This is a genomic window from Pseudomonas sp. NFPP12 (assembly GCF_900103205.1).
GTDB lineage: Bacteria > Pseudomonadota > Gammaproteobacteria > Pseudomonadales > Pseudomonadaceae > Aquipseudomonas > Aquipseudomonas protegens.
Genome location: NZ_FMWW01000002.1, coordinates 1 through 25,710 on the forward strand (window position 1 = coordinate 1; position 25,710 = coordinate 25,710).

A 25,710-nucleotide genomic window follows, 5' to 3' on the forward strand; every position below is an offset into this window, starting at 1 on the left:
GCATTCTACAGCAGCCTCATTTGCTGTCAAGTGATTTTTTTAAGAAGTTTTCAAAGTTTCCTTTTTAACTTCAACCACTTGCGCTTCCGATCTCTCGTTAGCGGGAGGCGAATTCTACAGCGTTACACGCTGCTGTCAACACCTCTTTTCAACCGCTTTCGACCGAGAGGACCGAATCGTTAATAAGGCGAAAACTGACTGCCTTACCAACTGCTTCCGACTTCGATGAACTGAAGCGTAACCGCTATCGAAAACTGCGTAACTCGTTGAATCTCAAGGAGTTTTCCGTTTCGACTGCGCCGGAAGTGGGGCGAATTATAGACCTGTAGAATCTGCCGTCAACACTTAATTTGCATTTTCTATGATCAGCCGCAAAACAGCCCATTCGCAGCTTCTATATAGAGGCGTAAAAAAGACCATGCGCACTATATTGCTCATCCGTGATTAGTTGAGCATCATGTTCCAGGTGCCTCTCCCCCAACACTCTGGATGACCCCTTGCATGAATGACCAACCGCGCAGCCTTGCCTCGACCCTGTTTCCGGTGGGGCTGCTGCTTATTGCCATGGCCTCGATTCAGTCAGGAGCCTCACTGGCCAAGAGCATGTTCCCAATCGTTGGCGCACAAGGAACCACAACCCTGCGGCTGATTTTCGCCAGCATCATCATGCTGCTTCTATTAAGACCCTGGCGCGCCAAGTTCACCACCAACACCCTGCGCACCGTGATCATCTACGGCATGGCCCTGGGCGGCATGAACTTCCTCTTCTATATGTCCCTCAGGAGTGTCCCTCTGGGCATCGCCGTCGCCCTCGAGTTCACAGGCCCTTTGGCAGTAGCCATCTATGCGTCACGCAAGGCCATAGACTTCCTGTGGATCGCTCTGGCTATCATCGGGCTGCTACTGCTTATTCCCACCGGAGCCACAGAAACAGCCATCGACCTGGTCGGTGCAGGCTATGCACTGGGGGCCGGGGTCTGCTGGGCGCTGTACATACTCTTCGGACAGAAGGCCGGAGCCGAGAATGGCATTCAGACCGCCGCTCTGGGCGTCATGATTGCCGCTCTCTTTGTCGCCCCCATAGGCATAGTCCATGCCGGCGCCGCACTACTGACTCCCTCCCTGATCCCGGTTGCCCTGGGAGTCGCCATCTTGTCCACAGCCCTCCCCTATAGCCTGGAGATGGTTGCCCTGACTCGCATGCCAGCCCGGACCTTCGGCACCCTGATGAGTATCGAGCCCGCGTTCGGCGCGCTTTCCGGCCTGTTGTTCCTCCACGAGTACCTGTCCCTGTCTCAGTGGACGGCAATCGCCTGCATCATCCTGGCTTCCGTAGGCGCCACCATGACCATGCGCCGCGAGGCCAAACCAATAGTTGCAGTTGATTGAGATTCAACTCTGGTAATTGGTGCTCATTTAGGCCATGTTTAGCCGGCTACTCAACGTCGCCCAGGGAGTTGCCGGACAGGGATATCGCACACGCAAAAGACGACAGGTAATGCAGTCACACTCGGACGTCAGATCCGGGGCTAGCGATAAGGACGGGGATGAAACGATTTTTGATACTGTTGGCCGTACTTGCAATTGCAGGCTGCGCGGCGACCGCGAAAACCGAAGTCAAACGGGGCAAGAAAGGACTCCACATCAACTGCTCGGGTTTATCTTCTTCCTGGGAAAAGTGCTACACCAAGGCGACTGAGTCCTGCGGCCCCAAAGGCTACAAGGTCATCGCCAAGTCCGGTGATGCCGTGGAAGACCCAGGCGACTACCCCTTCGGCCTGAACCCTGCCGGCTACACCAGCCGCAGCATGATCGTCATCTGCAAATAGCCTTGCCGGTCAACTTGCGGGCAGCCGCTCCAGCTGTCCGATGATCTGCTCATGGCTGGACGCCAGCACCTGACGCTGAACGGCGGGGTTCACCAGCATTCGCGCTACCACCAACGCGCCAACGCACTGGGACAGGATCGACCAGGCCAGGCTCTCGCTGCCCAGAGTCTGCGCCCAAGCCTGATGCAAGCGGCATATCCAGTCCTGCGCCTCCTGCCGCACCTCTAGGCTCCCCCGGGCAATCTCCGCACCCAATGCCGGCAGTGCGCAGCCAGCACCCGGCTGTAGCAGATGCGCCACGCTCAAGTACTGCTTCAGGCAGCGACGCAACTTCTCCTGATTCTGCTGCCCCTCCCCGCCCAGGCGCGCCAGGCTCTGGCTCAACTCGCGCTCGACAATCGAACTGAACAATTCGTCCTTGGAGGTGAAGTGGCTATAGAAAGCCCCGCCACTCAGGCCAATGGCTTTCATCAAGGCATCCACCCCCACAGTGGAAAAACCTTCGTTCTTGGCCTGCGCCGCGCTGCTTTGCAGCAGACGCTCGCGGGTTTCCTGCTTGTGACTGGCTGAATAACGCATTCCCTGACGGGCTCCCAAGTTTTCTTGACGACGGAAAAATCATAGCATAACGTTCGTTTAGTTAACGATCGTTTACCAAAGAGCGAACCTCCCATGACTGCAACCTTGAACAAGAACAAAGTCGTACTGGTAGTGGGTGCCGGCGACGCGACCGGCAGTGCCATTGCCAAGCGTTTCGCCGCCGAAGGCTTTATTGCCTGCATGACCCGCCGCAGCGCGGACAAACTGCAACCCCTGGTGGACGCCATCCAGCAGTCCGGCGGCCAGGCCCATGGTTTTGGCTGTGATGCACGCAAAGAGGAGGACGTGATCGCGCTGATCGAGGAGATCGAAACCCAGATCGGCCCTATTGAGGCGTTCGTCTTCAATATTGGCGCCAATGTGCCCTGCAGCATTCTTGAAGAAACCGCACGCAAGTATTTCAAGATCTGGGAAATGGCCTGCTTTTCGGGCTTTCTCAATGCGCGGGAAGTGGCCAAGCGCATGGCCAAACGCCAACGCGGCACTATTCTGTTCACCGGCGCCACCGCAGGCGTACGCGGTGCCGCCGGCTTTGCCGCCTTCGCCGGGGCCAAGCACGGCATTCGCGCCCTGGCCCAGAGCATGGCGCGGGAACTGGGCCCCCTGAACATCCATGTCGGCCATGTCATCGTCGACGGTGCCATCGACACCGATTTCATCCGTACCAGCTTTCCCGAAAAATACGCCCTAAAGGACCAGGACGGCATCCTCAACCCCGAGCATATCGCCGAAAACTACTGGTACCTGCACAGCCAGCCCCGGGACGCCTGGACCTTCGAGCTGGACCTGCGCCCGTGGAACGAACGCTGGTAAGGCCTTCTCCAATAACAACAATCAAGGAGTCTGAAACATGAGCAAAAAGGTGGAGTTCTTCTTCGACCTGGGCAGCCCGACCTCATACCTGGCCTATACCCAACTGCCAAAAATCTGCGCCGAAACCAATAGCCAGCTGGTGTATCAGCCCATGCTGCTGGGCGGGGTCTTCAAGACCACCGGCAACGCTTCCCCCATCAGTGTTCCCGCCAAGGGCCGGTACATGCTGCACGACCTGGCGCGCTTTGCCCGGCGCTATGGGGTGGAGCTCAACTTCAATCCGCACTTTCCCATCAATACCCTGCTGCTGATGCGTGCCACCACCGGGGTTCAACTGCGCCTGCCGGAACGTTTCGGTGAATTCCTCGACTGCCTGTTCCGTGCGCTCTGGGTGGACAAACGCAATCTCAACGACCCGGCCACCATCACCCAGGTCCTGGAACAAGGTGGCTTCGACCCGCAGCAGATCCTCGACCTGAGCAATGACGAAGAGGTCAAGGCCGCCCTCAAGGACAAGACCGAACAGGCGTTGCAAAAAGGTGTGTTCGGCGCGCCCAGCATGTTCGTGGGAGACGAACTGTTCTTTGGCCAGGACCGCCTGGATTTCGTCCGCGAAGCCTTGAACGCGCCGTAACCTGCCCTGTCCCTGGCAGCGGCCGCGCCATTGCCAGGAACCCATCGCGTGACGTCACCCGCCTTGCGCGGGCGACATCTTTCCTCAGATAGCCGCAGTACGAACCTGCAACCACTCTAGGGCCGGGCCCTCCAGCAGCGGGCTGAGGCGCCGGCGGACTTCAGCGTGATAGCCGTTGAACCATTCGCGCTCATCCTCGGTGAGCAGCGATGGCTCCAGGCAACGGGTATCGATCGGGCACAGGGTGAGGGTTTCGAAGTTCAGAAACTCACCGAACTCGGTCTTGCCCGCCTCACGGTTGAGCGCCAGGTTCTCGATTCGTACGCCCCAGCGGCCAGGGCGGTAGGTCCCGGGTTCGATCGAAGTGATCATCCCCGGTTGCATCGCAGTCTGCGGCGTCGCTGCGGCCTGATAGGCAATCACCTGCGGGCCTTCGTGAACGTTTAGAAAATAACCGACGCCATGCCCGGTGCCGTGCCCGTAGTCCACACCTTCGGCCCAGATCGGCGCCCGGGCGATGGCATCCAGCAACGGCGACAGAATGCCCCGCGGAAACTGCGCCCGGGACAGCGCGATAACGCCCTTGAGCACCCGGGTGCAATCGCGCTTCTGCTCGGCACTCGGCGTCCCCACCGGCACCATGCGCGTGATATCGGTTGTGCCCCCCAGGTACTGGCCGCCGGAATCGATCAGCAACAGGCCATCACCCTCGATCACCGCATGCTCTTCGGGCGTGGCGTGGTAATGGGGCATGGCGCCGTTGGCGTTGAACGCAGCAATGGTATTGAAGCTTAGCGAGACATAACCTGGGCGCCGCTCACGGGCGGCCGTCAGGCGCTCATCGATGGTCAGTTCGGTAATGCGTTCACGCCCCAGGGCGCTGTCCAGCCAGGCGAAGAATTCGCAGAGCGCCGCGCCATCCTGCTCCATGGCCTGGCGAATGTGCTCGGCGTCCGCCAGGCTCTTGCACGACTTGGCCAGGGTGGTGGGGTTGAGCCCCTCCAGCAGCTTCACCCCGGGGTTCAGGTGCTCCAGCAAGCCCGCGGTGACGCGCGCCGGGTCGATCTGCAACGCTACGCCTTCCGGCACTGCCTGCAAGGCCGCGGACACCTCTGAATAGTCGCGCAGGCTGACGCCATCCACCTCCAGTTGCGCGCGCAATGCCTCATCGACCTTGCTCAAGGCCACGAACAAGGTCGCCTGCTGCTGGCTGATCAGGGCAAAGGAGACAAACACCGGGTTGAAGGACACATCGGCGCCGCGCAGGTTGAACAGCCAGGCAATGTCATCGAGGGTAGCGATGAAATGCCAGTCGGCGCCGCGTTCCTTGAGGGTTGCGCGCAACGCCGCAAGCTTCTCGACCCGGCTCTGGGTGGCCTGGGGCGGCAAATGCTGATAGACCGGTTGATCGGGCAAAGACGGGCGGTCGTCCCAGGCTTCCTGTAGCAGGTCGATATCGGTACGCAGGCTGGCCCCGCGTTCCTGCAGCTTGCTGCCCAGGGTACGGGCCGAAGCCAAGGCCATGACCGCGCCGTCCACCGCCACCACCGCACCTTGCGGGGTCTGCTCGGCCAGCCAGTCCAGGGGGCCGGGCTGGCCCGGTTGCAACTTCACCAGTTCGATGCCGCTGCCCTGGAGTTCCTTGGTGGCCTGCTCCCAGTAACGGCTGTCGGCCCATACGCCGGCAAAGTCAGCGGTCACGATCAAGGTCCCGACCGACCCATGAAACCCCGACAGCCACTGGCGCCCTTGCCAGTAGCCCGGCAGGTATTCCGACAGGTGCGGGTCGGCCGAGGGCACCAGCAAGGCGTGAATGCCTTCGCGGCTCATCAGCTGACGGACATGCGCCAAGCGCTGGGGGACCACTCCATTGGTCGAAGGCTGGGTACTCATTGTGTCTCCTTAACCGGCTTAATCATTGTTATGGAAGATCGAAGTCACTCGACCCTCAAGGTTGTGTTGTGGCCCAGAACGCAGGGGCTGAGGCGGTCGCCGCCTGGATCAGTTGAGCGGCGCGATCCACATCCTGTTCGCAGGTGAAACGCCCGAGGCTCAAGCGGATGGTCCGCGCGGCCTGCCCGGCATCATGCCCCAGCGCCAGCAATACATGGGAAGGCGCATTGCTTGCCGAGTTGCAGGCCGAAGTCGCGGAAAAGGCCAGGGCCGCGCCCAACGCCGCCCCATCAAAACCTCCCTCGGTGAAGGTCAGGCTCAGGGTGTGGGGAATGCGCTGGGTAACACTGCCATTCAAGCGCAGGCCGGCGATACCCGCCAGTTGCTCCAGCAGGCGCCCGCGCAGACGCACGATGGCGGCGGTTTCTTCCTCGAACAGTTCGCCGGCCAGGGCGAAGGCGGCGCCCATGGCCGCGATCTGGTGGGTGGCCAGGGTTCCGGAGCGCAAGCCGCCCTCATGGCCGCCGCCATGAATCTGCGCCTGCACGTGTTGCTGCGCCCGCGGCCCGACATACAGCGCGCCGATGCCCTTGGGGCCATATAGCTTATGGGCCGAGAACGACATCAGGTCCACCGGCCACCGGGCCAGATCGATGGCCACCTTGCCCGCACCCTGGGCGGCATCCACATGCAACAGGGCGCCACGCTCACGCACCACCTGGCCAATGGCCGGAATGTCGTTGAGGGTGCCCAGTTCGTTGTTCACCAGCATCAGCGACACCAGGAAGGTGTCGTCGCGCAGGGCTTCGCTGACCGCTTGCGCGGTGATCAGGCCATCGGCATCCGGCACCAGGTAGGTCACTGCGACCCCGGCCTCCTGCAGTTGCCGGGCGGTGTCGAGCACCGCCTTGTGTTCGATCTGGCTGGTGATGACATGGCCGCCGCTCACGCCCCGGGCCTGCATCACCCCCTTGAGGGCCAGGTTGTTGGATTCGGTAGCGCCGGAGGTCCAGACAATCTGCTCGGGCTGCGCGCCGACCAGTTGTGCCACTTGTTGCCGGGCGCGCTCGACGTAACCCCGCGCTTCCCGGCCAAAGGCGTGTGAACTGGACGCCGGATTGCCGAAATGGGCGTTGAAACCCAGGCACTCCAGCATGACCTGAATGACTCGCTCATCCACCGGCGTGGTGGCGGCGTAGTCGAAATAAAGAGGACGCTTGTTCATGACTGAAAACCCGCAGAGCTTGTTCCAGGGTCGGCATATGCTGGCAAAAAGGCGAGGCAGCCATGCGCCGTGCATAGGCGGCGCGGCAACGGCTGGCCTTGAGCAATACCCGATCGGATGCAGTTAAAGAAGAACATCTTCGTTTAAAAGTGCGTAGGAACGCTCCTGCATCGCAGCTTACAGGCTCGAGGCAGCGCCATGAAGCGCCGTTCAACTCATCTTTTCGAACAACAGCGGTGCCAGGGAAAGCACCAGCAAGGCGGCCATCAACAGATTGAACAGGCGCAACCAGCGCGAGTTGCGCAACACATTGCGCAGCAGGCTGCCGCACGCAGCCCAGAGGCTCACCGTGGGCGCATTGATCAGCGCGAACACCGCGGCAATCACCAGCACATTGGTGAAGTAGCCCTGCAACGGGGTGTAGGTACTGATGGCCCCCACTGCCATGACCCAGGCCTTGGGATTGACCCACTGGAACGCCGCGGCGCCCCAATAGCCCAGCGGCCGGCCGTGGTGCTGCTGCTCATCGGACAGCGGCCCGGAACGGGCAATCTTCCACGCCAGGTACAGAAGGTACGCTGCGCCAACGTAGCGCAGCACGCTGTACAGCAGCGGGTAGGCCTCGAACACCGCCCCCAGGCCCAGGCCGACCGCCAGCACCAGGACAAAGAAGCCGCAGCTGATGCCGAGGATGTGGGGAATGGAACGGTTGAAGCCGAAGTTCACCCCCGAGGCCAGCAACATGGTGTTGTTGGGGCCGGGCGTGATGGAAGTGACCAGGGCAAACAGGGCGAAGGCCAACAGCAGGTCAGGGGAAAGGCTCATGGGGGCAAGATCCGGGGCAGGTCGATCAGGCCTCGACCCTAACCCAGCCTCAGGCTGAAACCCACGGACAGTTGCTGAAAACTTGGACCAGTACAGTTCTTCTCAACTGGCAGGTTGATGGCGACTGATATTGCGCTGTGCACTCATTTCACCCTGGCTGTCGAAGCTCGCCGGGCGGCCCAGCAACTCGGCCTTTTTCTGCTGGTATTCATCGAAGGACAAACCGCGCCGGTTCAACGCCTCCATAGCCAGCTCCCGGGTTTCCTGCGCGGTATAGGGCCGCAACTCCGGTGCACCGGGGCTGGCACAACCGGCCAGCACACTGGAGACCAACAACAGCAAGACAGCAGAGAAAGCCTTCATGGCGAGCACCTGGGGCGGGTTGCGAACAATGGACACAGGCTACTCGCGCGCCATCAGCGGCAAAAATCACCCTGCTCGATAGTGGCTATCGATCGTTCCAAGGCCAGGGCGCTGCTCACCCTCATATTCCATAAAACTCTATAAATATGGAAACAAGCTCTTTTGAGGAATAACAACAAGCCTTTATAACAGTCCCATCTCGCCCGCCAACTGTTGCCAGAGCAACTGTTGGCCAGGCAACAGCCGATCAACAAAACAGCGGTTGGGCAACAGCCCCCGGCAACTGCAGATCGGCGCAAAACCGCGCCGTACAAGGGCTGCAAGTCTTTGGTACAGCTCTTGCTCCAGAGCCCGGGACCTGCCACTGCTCGTTGAGCCACTGTTTAAAAAGGAACTGATCATGTCCCGCCCCTTGAACGTCGTAGCCCTTTCCGGTGGAACCTGGCGCCCATCGCGCACCCTGGTGCTGACCCAGGCCCTGCTGGCTGAACTGTCCGGGCACCTGTCCTTCAACGCCCACCTGATCGAACTGGGGGATATCGCCCGCCCGGTGGGTGCCGCCCTGTCGCGCCAGGAACTGCCGGCCGAGGTTGAAGCCGAACTCCAGGCCATCGAGAACGCCGACCTGCTGATCGTCGCCGCCCCGGTGTATCGCGGTTCCTATCCCGGCCTGCTCAAGCACCTGTTCGACCTGATCGATCTCAATGCCCTGATCGACACCCCGGTGCTGCTGGCCGCGACGGGTGGCAGCGAACGCCATGCCCTGGTTCTGGATCACCAGCTACGCCCACTGTTCAGTTTCTTCCAGGCCCTGACCCTGCCGATCGGCGTGTACGCCACCGAGGCCGACTTCAGCAATTACCAGATCACCAGCGAGCTGCTCAAAGCGCGCATCCAGCTCGCCGCCGAACGGGCCGCGCCGCTGTTTCGCGCCCACCCGACCCACCTGCTGAAAATCGCCTGAGGAGCTGTCATGGATGTGTTCTGGTTTCTTCCGACCCACGGCGACGGCCATTTCCTCGGCACTGCCCAGGGCGCGCGCCCGGTCACCCTCAACTACCTCAAGCAAGTGGCGCAGGCCGCGGACAGCCTGGGCTACCACGGTGTGCTGATTCCCACCGGGCGCTCCTGCGAAGACTCCTGGGTGATCGCCTCGGCCCTGGTGCCCCTGACCGAACGCCTGCGCTACCTGGTGGCGATCCGCCCGGGGATCATCTCCCCCACGGTTTCCGCGCGCATGGCCGCGACCCTGGACCGGCTGTCCAACGGACGCCTGCTGATCAACGTGGTCACCGGCGGCGACCCGGACGAAAACCGCGGCGACGGCAGCTTCCTCAGCCACAGCGAACGCTATGAAGTCACTGACGAATTCCTGCAGATCTGGCGTCGGGTGCTGCAAGGCGAAGCCGTGGACTTCGAAGGCAAGCACCTGCATGTGCAGAACGCCAAGGCGCTCTACCCGCCCGTGCAGAAGCCCTACCCGCCGCTGTACTTCGGCGGTTCCTCCGAGGCCGCTCATGAACTGGCGGCGGACCAGGTGGATGTCTACCTGACCTGGGGCGAGCCACCGGCGGCGGTGGCGCAGAAACTGGCCGACGTACGCGAACGTGCAGCGCGCAAGGGCCGCACGGTGAAGTTCGGCATCCGCCTGCATGTGATCGTGCGTGAGACCGAGGACGAAGCCTGGAAAGCCGCGGACAAGCTGATCGAGCACATCAGCGACGACACCATCGCCGCCGCCCAGCAGTCCTTTTCCCGCTTCGACTCCGAAGGCCAGCGGCGCATGGCAGCGCTGCACGGCGGGCGCCGCGACCAGTTGCAGATCGCCCCCAACCTCTGGGCCGGGGTCGGCCTGGTGCGCGGTGGCGCCGGTACCGCCCTGGTGGGCAACCCGCAGCAAGTGGCCGAGCGCATCAAGGAGTACGCGGACCTGGGAATCGAGAGCTTCATTTTCTCCGGCTACCCGCACCTGGAAGAAGCCTATCGCTTCGCCGAGCTGGTGTTCCCGCTGCTGCCGGAGCCCTATGCCAGCCTGGCCGGCCGCGGTGTCACCAACCTCACCGGGCCGTTCGGCGAAATGATCGCCAACGACGTGTTGCCCAACAGCCGCTGAAATCCCCAATGCTGTTGCAGGAGCCGGCTTGCCGGCGAAGGCGATCTTCCGGCCCGCTTCGCTGGCAAGCCAGCTCCTGCAGCTCGCAGCACCTTTTCCCGGCCGCCACAACGGCCACGAACGAGGAACACCGCGTGACTGCCAAACCGCAAAGCGCCCTGTTGTCCCCCCTGCAGACCGCCCGCCAACTGGCCGCCGAGTTTGCCCTGACCGCCGTCGAGCGCGACGAGCGCGGCGGCACCCCCAAGGCCGAGCGCGACGCGCTGCGCCAAAGCGGCCTGCTGGCCCTGAGCATTCCCAGCCAGTTCGGCGGGCTCGGCGCGCCCTGGAGCGAGACGCTGAACATCGTCCGCGAATTCGCCCGGGTCGACAGCTCCATCGCCCATGTCTTCGGCTTCCACCACCTGATGCTGGCCACCGTGCGCCTGTTTGCCAAACCCGAACAGTGGCAACCCTGGTTCGAACAGACCGCACGCAAGAACTGGTTCTGGGGCAACGCCCTGAACCCACTGGACACCCGCACCGTGGTCCGGAACCTGGGGGGCTGGCGCGAGTTTTCCGGCAAGAAGAGCTTCTGCTCCGGTGCCAGCGACTCGGAAATGCTCATTGCCTCGGCAGTGGACGAAAGCAATGGCGGCAAGTTGCTGATCGCCGCAATCCCCAGCGGCCGCAGCGGCATCACCCTGCACCACGACTGGAACAACATCGGCCAGCGCCAGACCGATAGCGGCAGCGCCACCTTCGAACGGGTACGGGTGGAGGAATCGGAACTGCTGCTGGACCCCGGCCCGCTGAGCACACCATTCGCCTGCCTGCGCCCGCTGATCGCCCAACTGACCTTCACCCACATGTTCCTCGGTATCGCCGAAGGCGCCTTCGAAGAAGCCCGGCAGTACACCCTCGGCGAAACCCGGGTCTGGCATAAGTCCAGCGCCCAGGACGTGCGCCAGGACCCCTACATACTCAGCCACTACGGCGAATTCTGGGTCGCCCTGGAAGGCATCCGCCTGCTGGTGGAGCGAGCCGCCGCGCTGCTGGACCAGGCCTGGGCCAAGGGCCCGGCCCTCAGCGCCGAAGAGCGCGGGCACCTGGCCACGGCCATCGCCACCGCCAAGGTCGCCGCCAGCCGCCAGGGCCTGGAGCTGTGCAGCCGCCTGTTCGAAGTCACCGGCGCGCGCTCGACCCACGCCTCCCTGGGCCTGGACCGGCACTGGCGCAACCTGCGCACCCAGACCCTGCACGACCCGCTGGACTACAAGCTTCATGAGCTGGGCGACTGGGCGCTGAACCAGTCCCTGCCAACCCCGACTTTCTACTCCTAGCCTTCTGTTCGACGGAGAGTGCCGATGCAGCTTCTGACCCTACCCCCTTCGCCCGCCCTGGCGACCTCGATCCGCGCCACCGCCCAGGTGTTCGAGGACCCGAAATCCCAGGCCCTGCTGGCGCACCTGCAACAGGTGGCACCGAGCGAAGCCAGCGTGCTGATCATTGGCGAAACCGGGACCGGCAAAGAGCTGGTGGCGCGCCATATCCACAACCTCAGTGCCCGGCGCAACCGACCGTTCGTGGCGGTGAACTGCGGTGCCTTCTCCGAATCCCTGGTGGAGGCGGAACTGTTCGGCCATGAGAAAGGCGCCTTTACCGGCGCCCTCAGCGCCAAGGCCGGGTGGTTCGAAGAGGCCGACGGCGGCACCCTGTTCCTCGACGAGATCGGCGACCTGCCCATGGCCATCCAGGTCAAGCTGCTGCGGGTGCTGCAGGAGCGCGAAGTGGTGCGCCTGGGTTCGCGCAAGAGCATTCCCATCGATGTGCGCGTACTGGCCGCCACCAACGTGCAACTGGAAAAGGCCATCAACGCCGGGCATTTTCGCGAAGACCTGTATTACCGCCTGGACGTGGTCAGCCTGGAACTGAGCCCGCTGCGCGAGCGCCCCGGCGACATCCTGCCGCTGACCCGGCACTTCATCGAGGCCTACAGCCAGCGCCTGGGCTACGGCAGCATCAGCATCAGCCCCGAGGCCGAGCACAAGCTCAAGAGCTACAGTTGGCCGGGCAACATCCGCGAGTTGGAAAACGTCATCCACCACACCCTGCTGATCTGCCGCAACGGGGTGATCCAGCGCGATGACCTGCGCCTGTCCAACATGCGCATCGAACGCGCCGACGACAACCACCCGAGCCACGACGACTCTGCCGAGGCCCTGCTGGAACGGGCCTTTGAAAAACTCTTCGCCGAACAGGCCGGGGCCCTGCACGAAAAGGTCGAGGATGCCTTGCTGCGCGCGGCCTACCGCTTCAGCCACTACAATCAGGTGCACACCGCCAACCTGCTGGGCCTGAGCCGCAACGTCACCCGGACCCGGCTGATCAAGATCGGCGAACTGGCGGTGAACAAGCGGCGCCCGATCGATGCGCCCAACGAGCGCACCCTGCAACTGTCGATCTAGCCCGGCAGGTCGCAGTGCAAGGCATTGTCGTGGCTACGGGCGATGCTGCTGCGCACCTGGAATGAACCGAAGGTCACGGTCTTGGCCTGGTGGGCGAGGATCAACTGCCAGAAATCCTGCTCGCCGTTCTCGAAGCGCCGGAACGCCGCTTCGCCGGCTTCCCGGGATTGCCATTGCAGGTAATTGAGCACCCGCCGGCCATCGTCGCTGGCCTGCACGCTGGCACTCAGGAAACCGCCATAGCCCTGGGCCAGGCGCTCGGTCTGCTCGGCCAGGGCCGAAACCAGGGCCTGTTGCTGATGGGGCTCGATCTCGAACTCGATCAATTGGGTAAAGCTGCGGGTCTTTTCAAAGGCGCTCATGGATCACTCTCCACTGGGGGCAAACAGAATATTGCTGTTGAATGCGCCGCAGGGTAAAACCTCTAGTTAAGTCAAGGTCAAGCGTATTTTTCCTCCCGAGGTCCACTGATGATCGAACCCGACTCCCGTCATAAAGAGCTGAGCGTCGGCCAACTGTCGGCCCGCAGTGGCGTAGCCGTCACCGCGCTGCATTTCTACGAAACCAAGGGCCTGATCCACAGCCATCGCAACGCGGGCAACCAGCGCCGCTACCCACGTTCGGTGCTGCGCCGGGTGTCGCTGATCAAGGTGGCCCAGCGCCTGGGCATTCCCCTGGCAGAGATCGGCCAGGCCCTGGCGACCCTGCCCGCCGACCGCGCGCCCACTGCCGCGGACTGGCAGCGCCTGTCGGAACAGTGGAGCCGCGAACTGGACGAACGCATCCGCCAACTGAGCCTGCTGCGCGAGCGGCTGAACCAGTGCATTGGCTGTGGCTGCCTGTCCATGGAAGGGTGCCCGCTGCGCAACTATGGAGATGCCCTGGGAGACGCCGGCCCGGGCGCCCGCCTGCTGGAGCCCGACGCCGCCACCGACACCCCGTAGCCAGCGCCTGCAGCAACATCGCGTTCATATCCGTAGGAGCCGGCTTGCCGGCGAAGGCGATCTCACGGGCATCTTCCCTCGCAAGCCGGATTCCCACTCAACGCTGACAGGTAAGAAAACCTGTGCAGCATCGTAAGTAAAAACGTCCCTATGCTAATGTCGCGTCCTGCTTCCTACGACGAGCTCCGCTTCCATGCCAAGGACTGCCACTTTCGAAAAGCCACGCTGGCTGCGCGATCTGCTGCGCTTTCTACCCCTGAAAAGCCAATTCGTCCTGTCCGGCAACGTCCGCGACCTTCAGGCCAGTGAGGTCGCCCCCGGGGTCATCACCCCCCAGCCTTTCAACCTCAATCTGCGCGACGAACTGCTGGCGGCGGGCTATGCCCATGTGCTGAGCTGGGACCCCCTTGGCGGCCTCAGGGTTTTGCTGCCCCCCGGCAGCGAGCCGGCCCAGGCCGACAACCTGCTGCGCGAGCTGGGCCTGACCCCGGTGGAAGGAGCGGCGCCGGCCGGCCTCGACCTGTTGTCGGCGACCTTGCCGCGCCTGGTGGAGCGCCAGGGCGCGCCCCTGGCCCTGATTGTCGATTTCGCTTCACGCCTGGTGATCCGCAACGACGCCCTGAGCGCCGCAGAACACCAGCTGTTCACCCAGGCCCTGGTACTGTCCCACCAGGCCCGCAGCCGCCCGGCCGGGGAGCTGCGCACGCCGTTCTTCAACAGCATTCTCTGGGTGGTGGAAAAGGAAGGCGACCTGCCCGACTGGATGCTGATCGACAACCCACGCCTGCGGCCGATTCCCGTGTCCAAACCCGACCAGCAGGCCCGCCAGGCCCTGGCTCCGGCACTGTTGCGCGGCCTGCCCGGCGCCCAGGAGGCCAGCGAAGAAAGCCGCGACAGCGCGGTGCGGGCCTTCGTCGAAAACACCGAGGGCCTGCTGCTGCTCGACCTCAACGCGATCGTCCAACTGGCCCGGGTCGAAGGCCTGGCCATGGAACGCATCGGCGATGCCGTACGCCGCTATAAAGTCGGGGTCACCGAAGACCCCTGGCTGAAGATCGACCGCCAGCGCATCCGCCAGGCCGACGGTTTCATCCGCCAGCGGGTCAAGGGCCAGGGCCACGCCGTGACCCACATGCTGGATATCGTCAAGCGCGCCATGACCGGGGTCGGCGCCAGCCGCAAGGGCAACCGGCCCCGGGGCGTGGCCTTTCTTGCCGGGCCCACCGGGGTCGGCAAGACCGAACTGGCCAAGACCATCACCAGCCTGCTGTTTGGCGATGAAAGCGCGTACATCCGCTTCGATATGTCAGAATTCAGCGCCGAACACGCGGACCAGCGTCTGGTAGGCGCGCCACCCGGCTATGTCGGCTACGACGTGGGCGGCGAACTGACCAATGCGATCCGCGAAAAACCCTTTAGCGTGGTGCTGTTCGACGAGATCGAAAAGGCTCACCCGCGGATCCTCGACAAGTTCCTGCAGATCCTTGATGACGGTGTGCTTACCTCAGGCCGGGGCGACCGGGTGTACTTCTCCGAGGCGCTGATCGTCTTCACCTCCAACCTGGGCATCTACCGCCAGGGCGACAACGGCGAGCGAGTCGCCAACGTCCAGCCCGGCGAAGCCTTCGAAGCGGTGCAAGGCAAGGTCCAGGGCGAGATCGAGCGCTATTTCAAACTGGTGCTCAACCGCCCGGAAATCCTCAACCGGATCGGCGAGAACGTCATCGTCTTCGACTTCATCCGCCCGGACATCGCCGAGCAGATCTTCCAGCAGATGGTCGGCAATATCCTCGCCGACCTGGCGGCCCAGGCCCTGCATGTGCAGCTCGATGACGACTCGCTGCACAACCTGCGCCAGCTGTGCCTGCAGGACCTGTCCAACGGTGGCCGGGGCATTCGCAACCAGTTGGAGGCGCACCTGCTCAACCCCCTGGCCCGGGCCCTGTTCGACCAGGATGCGCAGCCCGGCCAATCCTTCGAAATCCGCCAACTGCAGGCCGGCGGCCTGCAACTGCTTGCCCGCGCCTCGTGAACATCAGCCTGTCGCGGGTGCACTTCCCGGTCACCACCCTGGGGCCGGGGCAACGCCTGGGCCTGTGGTTCCAGGGGTGCAGCATCCGCTGTGCAGGCTGCATTTCCGCGGACACCTGGGGGCCGGGCAAGCACCCCTTGCCGTTGGCCCAGGTGCTGGACGACCTGCAACCCTGGTTGGCCCGGGCCGAAGGCATCACCCTGTCCGGCGGCGAGCCCTTCGACCAGCCCGAGGCGCTGCTGGCCCTGCTTCGAGGCCTGCGCGAGCGCACCGGGGTCGACATCCTGGTCTACAGCGGCCACTCCCTGGAAACCCTGCAACCGCTATTGCAACAAGCCGAAGGCCTGCTGGATGCATTGATCTGCGACCCCTTCGAGCAACAACAGGCGCAAACGCTGGTCCTACGGGGCAGCGACAACCAGCGCCTGATCTTCTTGACCGAGCTGGGCCGCCAGCGTCTGTCCACCTACCAGCGCCCGCTGCACCACGAAGACCGCGCGCTGGATGTGATGTTCGACGACGACGGCAGTGTCTGGATGGCTGGAATTCCCCGGCGTGACGACGTGCTGCGTCTGCGCGACCTGCTGCACGACCAGGGCCACCAACTCCAGATCAGCGCCCACACCTCACGCCGCCGTTAACCGGAACCGCTACCGATGATACGTTTTTGCCCCAATTGCCAGACTGAACGCCCACTGGCCGAAATTTTCTGTGAAGGCCAGGTAGACAACCGGGCCTGCGGCTGGGAACTCTCCGCCGAAGCGATTCATCCCGAAGGCTGGCGCCCACAACCGGTAGTCACCCTCGAAGCGCTTGAGCCGCAGCCCCCGGTCGCGGCGGACAGCGGCTCGCCCCTGCTCTGCAGCAACGGTCATGCCATGGCGGACGGCGACTTGATGTGCCTGGTCTGCGGCGCCGACCCGCTCGCCCCGGAGCAACAGCCACCCGCAGCGCCCCCAGCCGCCGACAGTGAAACCGTGATCGAAGGCTGGCGCCTGCTGCGCCAGATCAGCAGCGGCGGCGTGCGCGAGCGCTTTATCGCCGAGCACCGGGAAACCGCGCACCAGGCGGTGCTGACCCTGTACCAGGCCGGCGCCGAACCCGACCCGTCGGTGTACGAAGCCCTCAAGCGCCTGCCCCGGGAACACGTGCCGGAAATCATCCTCACCGGCCGCTGGGACGAGCGCGCCTTCGAAGTGGCTGAAGAACTCACCGGCGGCACCCTGGCCGACCTGGGGATCGTGGTCAGCGACAGGGCCGCGGTGCAGCACATCGTCCGTGAACTGGGCCAGGCCCTGCATGCCTTCAGCGAAGCCGGCCTGCGCCACCGCGACCTGCGCCCGGCGACCTTGCTGGTGCGCAGCCGCGAGCCCCTGGACCTGGTGATCAGCGGCTTCGGTTCGGCGCGGCTGTCGGAGTTCGACCTGGACATCGTCTCGCCCCTGGAAACCAGCCGCTACATGGCCCCCGAAGCCATTGCCGGGGGCGTGGCCGCAGCCTCCGACTGGTGGAGCCTGGGGATGATCCTGCTGGAACAACTGACCCAGGGAGAATGCTTCGCCGGCATCAATGCCAACGCCTACCTGATTCACATTCTGGCCAACGGCGTGCTGCTGCCGAACGACCTCGACCCGCGCCTGGAACTGCTGCTGCGCGGCCTGCTGGCCCGGGACCGCCACCAGCGCTGGCAATGGCCCCAGGTGCAGGCCTGGCTCCAGGGCGAAAGCCCCAGCGTCCCGGCCTCGGTCGCCAGTGAAGAGGACGCCGAGGAAGGCGCCAGCATCGCCCTGGGCAGCCGGCGCTTTCGCCGGCCAGGGCCGTTCGCCCTGGCTGCCGCCGAAGTCGAACACTGGCCCCAGGCCCTGGATCACCTGCTGCGCGGGGTGATCGTCACCTGGGCCGAACAGGCCGGTTTGCCCGCACGGCAGTTGGCGGGCCTGCGCCAGGTGGCCCAGCACGAAGGGCTGGACGATGACACCCGGCTCATGCTCGCCTTGAAACTGCTGAACCCGGAAATGCCCCTGATCCAACGCGGCGAGATCGTCACCCCCGGCTGGTTGCTGGAGCATCCCCTGGACGGTTACCGCTTGATCAGCGGCCCGGCCCCGGACCTGCTGGAACGCCTGGAGACCGAGCACTGGCTGTCGCGGCTCAAGCTGCGGGCCGAACAGGTACGCCAGCGCGCCCAGCACCAGGCCATCGAACTGGACGAGGAGCAACTGCGCATCTACCTGCTCTCCAGCTCCCGCGCCCGTCTGGCCGCACAGTGGGAAGAACGCCAGCGCCTGCTGCCGGACAGCGAGCACAACGGCATCCTGTCCCTGTCGGACCGCCGCTCCATCAGCGAAGAAGACCTGATCGTGCTGCTCAGCGCCGCCATCGGGCAGTTCCGCTCGGTGGACGCGATCCTCGAAGAAGCCGCCACCCTGGCCCGCGAAGCCGTGGTCCTGAGCTTCGATGCGGCCAGTGCGCGTGCCCTGCTGGGGCTGCCGCGCCCGGCCTTGTACCGTGAAGTCGACGAGCGCATCAGCGGCTTCGCCCGTTGTGGCGTGCCGAGCGTCGATGAATGGGCCGAGCAGTTCCGCCTGGAACGCCGCATGCCCCTGGCCAGGGCCCTGGTGCTGCTGGCCATCGGCGCAGAGCAGTGGCTGGAGCCGCAAAAGCAGCACTACGTGTCGCAGATCCTCGACTTCTTCGAGAAGAAGGTCGCCAGCGTGGTGCTGCGCGGCCCGCTGGTGCGCATGAGCATCGGCAAGACCACCGCCCGGGTCGACCTCAACGAATTGCACAGTGAGCGCAGCCCGGCCCCGGCGCTGCTGGATCACCTGGTGGCGCGCAACGCCCAGCCCATCAGCCTCGACCCGGCGTGCTTCGCCGAAAACCCGCAGCTGGATGCACGGCTCAACAGCCTGTACCGCCAGAGTTCGCTGTACAAGCGCGACACCGGGATCGATGGCCTGTACCTGGGCTTCCCCTTCCTCCTGACCCGGGACGCGCGTGGCACCACTCGCACTCGCATCGCGCCGTTGCTGCTGTGGCCGGTCAAGCTGCTGCTGGAGGTCGGCAGCCGCGGCAAGGTGGCCCTGGTCTTCGACAGCGAGCGTGAAGAGGTGCGCCTCAACCCGGGGCTCGACACCTTGCTGGGCATCGATGCCGCCAAGCTCTGGCGCAAGGCCGCCGACGAACTGCTGGGGCGCTCGGCGCTCAAGGCCGCCGACGTGATGGACGCCTTCGGCATGCTGGCCACGGCCAGCTCCCGGGTGCTCGGCAGCCTGCCGCCGCCGAGCACCGAAGTGCAGCCCTACCAGGATCAACTGGCCTGTGCCGCCGTGCTGTTCCATGTGGCCTTCATGGGCCAGGCCATTGGCGAGGACCTGCGCCAGCTCAAGGCCCTGCCCCCCGGCGGCACCGGCCTGGAAACCGCCCTGCGCCTGAACCCCGCGGAGCCCGACAGCGGCGACAGCGCTGCCACCGCGCTCGCGCCTGAACTGCAGCGCTTCTTTACCGTGGCCAGCGACCCCTCCCAGGAAGCCGCGGTGCTCCAGGCCCGACAGGCCCCCGGGCTGCTGGTGGAAGGCCCGCCCGGCACCGGCAAGAGCCAGACCATCGTCAACATGGTGGCCGACGCCATCGGCCGCCAGCGCAGCCTGCTGATCGTCTGCCAGAAGCACGCCGCCCTGGAAGTGGTGCACAAGCGCCTGGTGGCCGAAGGACTGGGCAACCGGGTGGTGATGCTCAACGACATCAACCGTGACCGCGAACCGGTGATCCGCAGTGTCCGCGAACAGCTTGAGGCCCTGTTCAAGGACGATGCCGTCCAGCAACCCTGGCTGCACCAGCGTGAACGCCTGGCGGCACGCATCGAAGCCCTGGAGGGCGAACTGGATCGCTTCCACCAGAGCCTGCACCGCATCGATGAACACTGTGGCTTGAGCTACCGCCAGTTGATCGGCGAGCTGATCGGCCTGGAACAGGGGCCAGCGGCCCTGGATGTCCCGGTATTGCGCCAGCACCTGGCGGCCCTGGACATCGCCAGCCTGACCCGTCTGGAAGAGGCCTGCGCGCCGCTGATCCGCCTGTGGCTGCCGGCCCGCTATGAACACAGCGCCCTGGCCCAGCTCCAGCCCTTCCCCACCGACGCCGCCACGGTGCAAGCGTTCAACCAGGGCTTCGAGCGCCTGCTGAGCTGCGAGGAACAGCGCCTGGAAACCCTGCAGGCGCACCCGGCCGACTTCGAAGTCGACGACCCGGCACCCTACCGCGCCTGGCTCGACCAGCACCTGCACAGCCTGCTGGGCCTGGACGATGAGCGTCGCCAACGGCTGGCACGCTGGCTCCCGCTGTTTCGTGGCAGCAACGGCCAGGCCGCAGAAGGCGACGGGCTGATCCAGGCCCTGCAGGCACTGGCTCAACAACTGGCACAGTGCGACGCCGCCGCTTACCAGGCCGACCTGGCGCCGGGCCTCAGCGCCCTGCCCGCGGCCCAACTGCGCACCCTGCAGCAACGCGCCCGCGCCGTTATCCAGGGTCGCTCCTGGCTGGCGCGGCTCAACCCGCTGCGCCTGATCCGCCAGCGCCAGTTGCTGGCCTTCCTCGCCGAACAGGGCGCCGCGGCCCAGCCGCAACGCCTGCCGGAACTGCTGGCGGCGGCCCTGCTGGAAAGCCAGTGGCGGCCCTTGCGCGCGCAGTTGCAACACCTGCATCAACAACTGAGCCTTGTAGAGATCGCCAGCGATTGCGGCCCGGGCCTGCTGCCGCAGGTACGCCAGGACCTCGGGCAACTGCAAGAAATGCGCGCCCTGGCCATGACCCTGGCGCAAGCCCCCCGGGCGGAGCAGTTGGATGCGGTGGTACTGACCGGCGAGCGGCGCTCCCTGGACAGCCTGCTGGCCGGCTACGACGCCGCGTTTATCCGCCACAGCGTGCGCCAGGACAGCCTGAATGCCCTGCAGCGCCTGGATCAGTGGCTGCAACCCGAGCTGCTGGGCCAACTGCGCCAGCGCGTGGAGCACAACCAGGGCAATCAGTCGGCCCTCAACCGCCTGCGCGACGCCTTGCCGACCCTGAGCGCCTACCAGGCTTTCCGGGCCCGGGCCGGCCAGCTGTCGCCGGCGGACCTGGAGTTGCTGGTAGTCCTGCGCGATTACCAGGACGCGCTCGACGCCATTCCCGCCGAGCAACTGGAAGCCGTGGTGCGGCGCATGCTCAACCGCGAAGCACGGCTGGGCTGGAAGCGCCAGATCGAACAACGCCAACCCGAGCTGATGCTCGAGCACAGCGAAACCGCGGCGAAGATCGCCAGCCTGGGCGAAGCCGACACCCAGATGCGCAACCTCAACCGTCAGTTGCTCAGTGAAGGCATCGAGCTGTCGCGCCTGGGCACCCGCAAACAGTGGGAGGACGTCACCCGCCTCACCGGGCGTCGTTCGCGACGCTTGCGCGAGTTCATGGAGATGGGCGCGGGGCTGGGGCTGATGAGCCTGCGACCGGTGTGGCTGATGAACCCGGACGTGGCCAGCCGGGTGCTGCCGCTCAAGCCCGGGCTGTTCGATACGGTGATCTACGACGAAGCCTCGCAGATGCCGGTGGAGTTCGCCCTGCCGACCCTGTACCGGGGCCGGGTCACGGTGGTCAGCGGCGACGAGAAGCAGATGCCGCCCACCGCCTTCTTCTCCAGCCGGGTGGAAAGCGACGAAGCCGAACTGTTCGATGGCGACCAGCCGGACGCCGATGCCGACGAGGAACAACGGGAGGCCTTCGAAGACACCTGGAACCGCCGCGAAATCAAGGACTGCCCGGACCTGCTGCAACTGGCTCGCAGCTCGCTACCCGCCACCACCCTGCAGATCCACTACCGCTCGGCCTACCGCGAGCTGATCGGTTTCTCCAACGCCTCGTTCTACGGCAACCGCCTGAGCATCCCGGTACGCCATCCCCAGGCCAATATCCTCGCCATCAAGCCGCTGGAGCTGATCCGCGTGGACGGCGTCTACCAGCAGCAGGTCAACCCCGACGAGGCCGAACGGGTGGTGGACTACCTGGCCGAGCTCTGGCAGGCGCCCTATGCCGAACGCCCCTCGGTGGGGGTGGTGACCTTCAACCGCAAGCAGGCCGACCTGATCGAAGAGCGCCTGGAGTTGCGCGCCGAGCAGGATCCGGCGTTTCGTGCAGCCTACAGCCAGGAGCGCGAACGCAGCGAGGACGGCGAGGACATGTCGGTGTTCGTCAAGAACGTCGAGAACGTCCAGGGCGATGAGCGCGACATCATCGTGTTCTCCTCGACCTTCGGGCGTAACAGCCAGGGCAGCTTCCGCCGCAACTTCGGGGTCCTGGGGCAGACCGGCGGCGAGCGCCGACTCAATGTGGCGGTGACCCGGGCCCGGCGCAAAGTGGTGATGATCACCTCGATGCCGATTGCCGATATCTCCGACATGCTCACCACCCAGCGCCCACCCGCCAGCCCGCGAGACTACCTGCAAGGCTACCTGGAGTACGCCCGTGCCCTGTCGGCCGGTGAGTTCGCCAGCGGCCACAACCTGCTGGGGCGCCTGGTCACCGAGCGCCAGGATGCAAAGGTCCAGCACAACGCCCACAGCGACGGCTTCACCCAGGCGGTGGCGGCGTACATCCGCACCCTGGGATGGAGCCCGGTCAGCGCCAACGAAGGGGATGCCTTCGGCCTGGACTTTGCCATCGAGCACCCCGATACCGGGCTCTACGCCCTGGGCATCGAATGCGATACCCCGCGCCACGGCCTCCTGGCCCGCGCTCGCTCCCGGGAAATCTGGCGCCCTTCGGTGCTGCGCCGGGCCATTCCCCACCTGCACCGGGTCTCGTCGCAGGCCTGGTACCACGACCCGCAAAGCGAGCGCGCTCGCCTGCAGGCCGCCATCGAGCAGGCCCTGCAGCCGCTGGCCGGTGCCGATTCGGTGACGCAGCCCCAAGCCCTGGCAGACACGGAGCAAACCCCATGAGCGGCCCGAAAGTGGTGCGTATCGTCACCCGTGAAGAAATCCTGGAGATCTGCGCCGGTCACCTGCGGCGCCTGGAGCAAGCTATTGCCCGCTGGGAAGAGCAGGCACAACGCCTGGGGCAACTGACCGAACAGGAACGGGCCGCCACCCACGAGCGGTTCAAACAGTTGCGCCAGTTGATCGAGGCCGATCGCCTGCAGGACCTGCAAAAGCAGGTACCGATCGAGATCGAGTTCCTCAAGGACGATCTGCAACAACGGGAAAACCGCGCGGTGCAGCAAGCCACGCAACAGCGCCAACTGGCCCGCCGTCAGCGGGAAAACGCCGCCACCCTGCTGGGCGCCCTGCAAGGCAAGCCGCTCGCAGCCCAATTGCTGGAGCCGTTGCGGGCGATTGCCGATGGGCAGCCGGTGCCGGCTGTGGAGTCGATCCTGGCCCAGGGTTTCGCCAGCCTGGGGGCGGCAGTCGAAGAACAGGGCCTGAGCGAGGTCCAGCAGCAACTGGCCCGGCGCCTGCAAGGCGAAACCCCAACCCAGACCCTGGCGCAGTGGCGCGCCGCCCATGAGCAAGCGGAACCCAGACTGGAACGCATCGAGCAGCACATTGCCCAGTTGCTGACCCTTGATGATCAGGCCAGCGCCGAACCCTACCTGGCCAAGTTGCGCCAGATAGATGCAGAAACCCGCGTGCAGCAGCGCAACCTGCTGCTGGACAGCCTGGTGCTGGAGCTGGCCCAGGCCACCCGCGACAGCCAGGAGCGCCGCGCGCGCCTGGCGCGCCTTGAGGAACTGGCCAGCGAAGTGGCGACCTTGTGCCCCGCAACCGCCGAGAACGAGCTGGCCCAGGCCGGCCAATGCAGCCTGGCCCATATGGCGCCAGTGGACGGGCTGATTGCCCGTTTCAGTGCGCTGATCGAAGCCGAGCTGCAACAACGCGCCGCCCTGGCCCGCCGCCAGGCGGTACTCGAAGGGCTGGCCAGCCTGGGCTACGAAGTTCGCGAGGGCATGGCCACCGCTTGGGCCCAGGACGGCAGGGTGGTGCTGCGCAAGGGCGCCACTCCGGGGTATGGCGTGGAGGTGGGCGGCAATGCCGACAACGGCCGGTTGCAGGTACGCGCGGTAGCCCTCAGCGCCCAGCGCGATACCCAGCGCGACAAAGACATCGAGACCATCTGGTGCGGCGAGTTCCAGCGGCTGCAAGCCCTGCTGGCGGCCCGTGGCGACGACCTGAGCATCGAGAAAGCCCTGGCCGTAGGGGCGGTGCCGCTCAGGGAGGTGCTGCTGGACGACACCCAGCAGCAATACCGGGAGCAGGCGCAACAGCGCACCTGACCCGCCTCGCCCTGTGGGAGCCTGCTTGCCGGCGAAGGCGATCTCGCGGGCCTCTTCGCTGGCAAGCCAGCTCCTACAATCCGCCTCCCCGTAGGAGCCGGCTTGCCGGCGAAGGCGATCTCGCGGGCCCGTTCGCTGGCAAGCCAGCTCCTACAAGGGGGCAGATGCTCAGAAGCCGGGGGCGATCTGGCCTTTGTAGCGGGTCAGGATGAACTGGCGCACGGCATCGGAGTTCAGCGCCTTGGCCAGTTTCTGGATCCGCGGGTCGTTGATGTTGTCCGGGCGCGCCACCAGAAATTCGATGTACAGGTCCTTGCCCTTCTCCACGATCAAGGCGCTGTTGGTATCGATCCCGGCTTCCAGGGCGTAGTTGGCGAAGACAAACGCCAAGTCCACCTGGCTTACCGAGCGGGCCAGCAAGGCGCCTTCCAGTTCACGGATCTTCAGGTGCTTGGGGTTCTCGACAATGTCGCGCTGGGTGGCCAGGGTGTTGCTCGGGTCCTTGAGCTTGATCAGCCCCGCTTCATCCAGCAGCACCAGGGCCCGGCCGGTGTTCACCGGGTCGTTGGGAATCGAAACGCTGGCCCCGTCCTTGAGCTCGGCGATGCTCTTGATCCTGGTGGAATAGGCGCCGAACGGTTCGATGTGCACCCCCACCACGGGCACCAGGTCGGTGTGCCGGGTCTTGTTGAAGTCATCGAGGAACGGCCGGTACTGGTAGTAGTTGGCGTCGAGGTTCTTCAGCGCCAGCTGCTGGTTGGGCTGGATGAAGTCGGTGAACACCTTGATCTGCAGGTCCACGCCTTCCTTGGCCAGTTGCGGTTTGACGAATTCGAGGATCTCGGCGTGGGGCACCGGGGTCGCGCCCACCAGCAGCTTTTCGTTGGCGTTGACGCTCAGGGACAGTACGGCGGCCAATACGGCCAGGGTCTTCTTCATGGGTTGCTCCTAAGGCAGAGGCAGGCAGCCGTCGTGGGGCGCACGTGGGGCCGTGTTTCGGGTTGGGTTCGAAGAAATCGCTTCAACGGCGGCTGTAGTGCGCCACCAGGCGGTCACCGGTCATCTGCAGGGCCTGCACCAGCACCAGCAGCAGGACCACGGTGACCACCATCACATCGGTCTGGAAACGCTGGTAGCCGTAGCGGATGGCCAGGTCGCCCAGGCCGCCGCCACCGATCACCCCGGCCATGGCGGTGTAGTCCACCAGCACGATGGCGGTCACCGTGACCGCCGCCAGCAGACCGCCCCGGGCTTCGGGCAGCAAGGTGTGGCGAATGATCTGCCAGGTGCTGCCGCCCATGGCCTGGGTCGCTTCCACCACCCCGCGGTCCACTTCCCGCAGGGCGGTTTCCACCAGCCGGGCAAAGAACGGCGTGCAGCCCACCACCAGCGGCGGGATAGTGCCCGGCACGCCAAGCGAGGTGCCCACCAGCAAGGTGGTCAGGGGAATCAGCACGATCAGCAAGATGATGAAGGGCAAGGAGCGCAGCATGTTGACCAGCACCGACAGCACCCGATACAGGCCCACCGCTTCATGCAACTGGCGCTTGCCGGTGAGAAACAGCAGCACGCCCAGGGGCAGCCCCAGCAGCACGGTAAAACCCAGGGCCGCGCCGAGCATGCTCAGGGTATCGACGCAGGCCTGGGCGATATCGGCCCAGTAAATGTTCTTGAACAGTTCGGCCAT

At 64.9% G+C, this 25,710-nt stretch carries 21 protein-coding genes; 13 read left to right on the forward strand and 8 right to left on the reverse strand.

Going from position 1 to position 25,710, the window contains the following annotated elements:
• Positions 1-501: 501 nt before the first annotated feature.
• Complete coding sequence (gene rhtA, locus BLS75_RS07575; protein ID WP_072450574.1) at positions 502-1,389, forward strand: threonine/homoserine exporter RhtA; 888 nt, start codon at positions 502-504, stop codon at positions 1,387-1,389.
• A 158-nt stretch (positions 1,390-1,547) separates the two neighbouring features.
• A complete protein-coding gene (locus BLS75_RS07580; RefSeq protein WP_011062423.1) occupies positions 1,548-1,829 on the forward strand; it encodes a hypothetical protein in 282 nt (93 codons plus the stop codon).
• 9 nt (positions 1,830-1,838) lie between these two features.
• On the opposite strand, the gene BLS75_RS07585 is transcribed toward BLS75_RS07580, so the two are convergent.
• Positions 1,839-2,408 (reverse strand): TetR/AcrR family transcriptional regulator, encoded by a 570-nt coding sequence (locus BLS75_RS07585; protein ID WP_072450575.1) that lies wholly within the window; start codon positions 2,406-2,408, stop codon positions 1,839-1,841.
• A gap of 93 nt (positions 2,409-2,501) precedes the next feature.
• Here BLS75_RS07585 and BLS75_RS07590 point away from each other — a divergent pair, with 93 nt between their 5' ends.
• Both BLS75_RS07590 and BLS75_RS07595 read left to right on the forward strand, forming a co-directional pair.
• Positions 2,502-3,242: an SDR family oxidoreductase gene (locus BLS75_RS07590; protein ID WP_072450576.1), complete on the forward strand. Its 741-nt coding sequence runs from the start codon at positions 2,502-2,504 to the stop codon at positions 3,240-3,242.
• Between the two features lie 37 nt (positions 3,243-3,279).
• Complete coding sequence (locus BLS75_RS07595) at positions 3,280-3,876, forward strand: 2-hydroxychromene-2-carboxylate isomerase (protein WP_072450577.1); 597 nt, start codon at positions 3,280-3,282, stop codon at positions 3,874-3,876.
• Positions 3,877-3,960: 84 nt separating this feature from the next.
• Here the strand turns inward: BLS75_RS07595 and BLS75_RS07600 are convergent, their stop codons facing one another.
• The 4 genes from BLS75_RS07600 to BLS75_RS07615 all read right to left on the reverse strand — a co-directional run bounded on the left by BLS75_RS07600 (position 3,961) and on the right by BLS75_RS07615 (position 8,182).
• Positions 3,961-5,769, reverse strand: coding sequence for an aminopeptidase P family protein (locus BLS75_RS07600; protein WP_072450578.1), 1,809 nt, complete (start codon positions 5,767-5,769; stop codon positions 3,961-3,963).
• A 55-nt stretch (positions 5,770-5,824) separates the two neighbouring features.
• Complete coding sequence (locus BLS75_RS07605; protein ID WP_053159622.1) at positions 5,825-6,994, reverse strand: cysteine desulfurase family protein; 1,170 nt, start codon at positions 6,992-6,994, stop codon at positions 5,825-5,827.
• Positions 6,995-7,204: 210 nt separating this feature from the next.
• Complete coding sequence (locus tag BLS75_RS07610) at positions 7,205-7,819, reverse strand: LysE family translocator (protein WP_072450579.1); 615 nt, start codon at positions 7,817-7,819, stop codon at positions 7,205-7,207.
• A 102-nt stretch (positions 7,820-7,921) separates the two neighbouring features.
• Positions 7,922-8,182 (reverse strand): hypothetical protein, encoded by a 261-nt coding sequence (locus BLS75_RS07615; protein ID WP_019092950.1) that lies wholly within the window; start codon positions 8,180-8,182, stop codon positions 7,922-7,924.
• 400 nt (positions 8,183-8,582) lie between these two features.
• Between BLS75_RS07615 and msuE the strand changes: the two genes are divergently transcribed.
• The 4 genes from msuE (at position 8,583) to BLS75_RS07635 (ending at position 12,742) form a co-directional block, all read left to right on the forward strand.
• Complete coding sequence (msuE, locus tag BLS75_RS07620; protein WP_011062431.1) at positions 8,583-9,146, forward strand: FMN reductase; 564 nt, start codon at positions 8,583-8,585, stop codon at positions 9,144-9,146.
• Between the two features lie 9 nt (positions 9,147-9,155).
• Positions 9,156-10,295: an FMNH2-dependent alkanesulfonate monooxygenase gene (gene ssuD / locus BLS75_RS07625; protein ID WP_011062432.1), complete on the forward strand. Its 1,140-nt coding sequence runs from the start codon at positions 9,156-9,158 to the stop codon at positions 10,293-10,295.
• Between the two features lie 134 nt (positions 10,296-10,429).
• The gene (locus BLS75_RS07630; RefSeq protein WP_011062433.1) at positions 10,430-11,617 is read left to right on the forward strand and encodes an acyl-CoA dehydrogenase family protein; all 1,188 of its coding nucleotides are present in this window, start codon (positions 10,430-10,432) and stop codon (positions 11,615-11,617) included.
• A 24-nt stretch (positions 11,618-11,641) separates the two neighbouring features.
• On the forward strand, positions 11,642-12,742 hold the full coding sequence (locus tag BLS75_RS07635) for a sigma-54 interaction domain-containing protein (protein WP_072450580.1): 1,101 nt from the start codon (positions 11,642-11,644) through the stop codon (positions 12,740-12,742).
• Here BLS75_RS07635 and BLS75_RS07640 read toward each other — a convergent pair.
• On the reverse strand, positions 12,739-13,104 hold the full coding sequence (locus BLS75_RS07640) for an antibiotic biosynthesis monooxygenase (protein WP_011062435.1): 366 nt from the start codon (positions 13,102-13,104) through the stop codon (positions 12,739-12,741). The two genes, BLS75_RS07635 and BLS75_RS07640, sit on opposite strands and share 4 nt — an antisense overlap.
• A 108-nt stretch (positions 13,105-13,212) precedes the next feature.
• On the opposite strand from BLS75_RS07640, the gene soxR reads away from it, so the two are divergent.
• The 5 genes from soxR to BLS75_RS07665 all read left to right on the forward strand — a co-directional run bounded on the left by soxR (position 13,213) and on the right by BLS75_RS07665 (position 24,023).
• On the forward strand, positions 13,213-13,686 hold the full coding sequence (gene soxR / locus BLS75_RS07645; RefSeq protein WP_011062436.1) for a redox-sensitive transcriptional activator SoxR: 474 nt from the start codon (positions 13,213-13,215) through the stop codon (positions 13,684-13,686).
• 193 nt (positions 13,687-13,879) lie between these two features.
• The gene (locus BLS75_RS07650) at positions 13,880-15,718 is read left to right on the forward strand and encodes an AAA family ATPase (RefSeq protein WP_072450581.1); all 1,839 of its coding nucleotides are present in this window, start codon (positions 13,880-13,882) and stop codon (positions 15,716-15,718) included.
• Positions 15,715-16,359 carry a 4Fe-4S cluster-binding domain-containing protein gene (locus tag BLS75_RS07655; RefSeq protein WP_011062437.1) on the forward strand — a complete coding sequence of 215 codons (645 nt, stop codon included), beginning with the start codon at positions 15,715-15,717 and terminating at the stop codon, positions 16,357-16,359. Before BLS75_RS07650 ends, BLS75_RS07655 begins: the two co-directional genes overlap by 4 nt.
• Positions 16,360-16,374: 15 nt before the next feature.
• The gene (locus BLS75_RS07660; protein WP_072450582.1) at positions 16,375-22,692 is read left to right on the forward strand and encodes an AAA domain-containing protein; all 6,318 of its coding nucleotides are present in this window, start codon (positions 16,375-16,377) and stop codon (positions 22,690-22,692) included.
• Positions 22,689-24,023 (forward strand): coiled-coil domain-containing protein, encoded by a 1,335-nt coding sequence (locus BLS75_RS07665; protein ID WP_072450583.1) that lies wholly within the window; start codon positions 22,689-22,691, stop codon positions 24,021-24,023. The genes BLS75_RS07660 and BLS75_RS07665 overlap by 4 nt, the downstream gene beginning before the upstream one ends.
• Before the next feature lie 168 nt (positions 24,024-24,191).
• Here the strand turns inward: BLS75_RS07665 and BLS75_RS07670 are convergent, their stop codons facing one another.
• Together BLS75_RS07670 and BLS75_RS07675 are read right to left on the reverse strand one after the other, a co-directional pair.
• Positions 24,192-24,962, reverse strand: a complete 771-nt coding sequence (locus BLS75_RS07670; protein WP_011062440.1) for a MetQ/NlpA family ABC transporter substrate-binding protein — start codon at positions 24,960-24,962, stop codon at positions 24,192-24,194.
• Between the two features lie 82 nt (positions 24,963-25,044).
• Entirely contained in the window at positions 25,045-25,710 is a 666-nt protein-coding gene (locus tag BLS75_RS07675; protein ID WP_011062441.1) for a methionine ABC transporter permease, read from the reverse strand.

Bases quoted from the DNA above. Each gene is read 5' to 3' on its own strand.
- rhtA (WP_072450574.1), top strand. From the start codon at position 502: ATGAATGACCAACCGCGCAGCCTTGCCTCGACCCTGTTTCCGGTGGGG.
- BLS75_RS07580 (WP_011062423.1), top strand. From the start codon at position 1,548: ATGAAACGATTTTTGATACTGTTGGCCGTACTTGCAATTGCAGGCTGC.
- BLS75_RS07585 (WP_072450575.1), bottom strand. From the start codon at position 2,408: ATGCGTTATTCAGCCAGTCACAAGCAGGAAACCCGCGAGCGTCTGCTG.
- BLS75_RS07590 (WP_072450576.1), top strand. From the start codon at position 2,502: ATGACTGCAACCTTGAACAAGAACAAAGTCGTACTGGTAGTGGGTGCC.
- BLS75_RS07595 (WP_072450577.1), top strand. From the start codon at position 3,280: ATGAGCAAAAAGGTGGAGTTCTTCTTCGACCTGGGCAGCCCGACCTCA.
- BLS75_RS07600 (WP_072450578.1), bottom strand. From the start codon at position 5,769: ATGAGTACCCAGCCTTCGACCAATGGAGTGGTCCCCCAGCGCTTGGCG.
- BLS75_RS07605 (WP_053159622.1), bottom strand. From the start codon at position 6,994: ATGAACAAGCGTCCTCTTTATTTCGACTACGCCGCCACCACGCCGGTG.
- BLS75_RS07610 (WP_072450579.1), bottom strand. From the start codon at position 7,819: ATGAGCCTTTCCCCTGACCTGCTGTTGGCCTTCGCCCTGTTTGCCCTG.
- BLS75_RS07615 (WP_019092950.1), bottom strand. From the start codon at position 8,182: ATGAAGGCTTTCTCTGCTGTCTTGCTGTTGTTGGTCTCCAGTGTGCTG.
- msuE (WP_011062431.1), top strand. From the start codon at position 8,583: ATGTCCCGCCCCTTGAACGTCGTAGCCCTTTCCGGTGGAACCTGGCGC.
- ssuD (WP_011062432.1), top strand. From the start codon at position 9,156: ATGGATGTGTTCTGGTTTCTTCCGACCCACGGCGACGGCCATTTCCTC.
- BLS75_RS07635 (WP_072450580.1), top strand. From the start codon at position 11,642: ATGCAGCTTCTGACCCTACCCCCTTCGCCCGCCCTGGCGACCTCGATC.
- BLS75_RS07640 (WP_011062435.1), bottom strand. From the start codon at position 13,104: ATGAGCGCCTTTGAAAAGACCCGCAGCTTTACCCAATTGATCGAGTTC.
- soxR (WP_011062436.1), top strand. From the start codon at position 13,213: ATGATCGAACCCGACTCCCGTCATAAAGAGCTGAGCGTCGGCCAACTG.
- BLS75_RS07650 (WP_072450581.1), top strand. From the start codon at position 13,880: ATGCCAAGGACTGCCACTTTCGAAAAGCCACGCTGGCTGCGCGATCTG.
- BLS75_RS07660 (WP_072450582.1), top strand. From the start codon at position 16,375: ATGATACGTTTTTGCCCCAATTGCCAGACTGAACGCCCACTGGCCGAA.
- BLS75_RS07665 (WP_072450583.1), top strand. From the start codon at position 22,689: ATGAGCGGCCCGAAAGTGGTGCGTATCGTCACCCGTGAAGAAATCCTG.
- BLS75_RS07670 (WP_011062440.1), bottom strand. From the start codon at position 24,962: ATGAAGAAGACCCTGGCCGTATTGGCCGCCGTACTGTCCCTGAGCGTC.
- BLS75_RS07675 (WP_011062441.1), bottom strand. From the start codon at position 25,710: ATGGCCGAACTGTTCAAGAACATTTACTGGGCCGATATCGCCCAGGCC.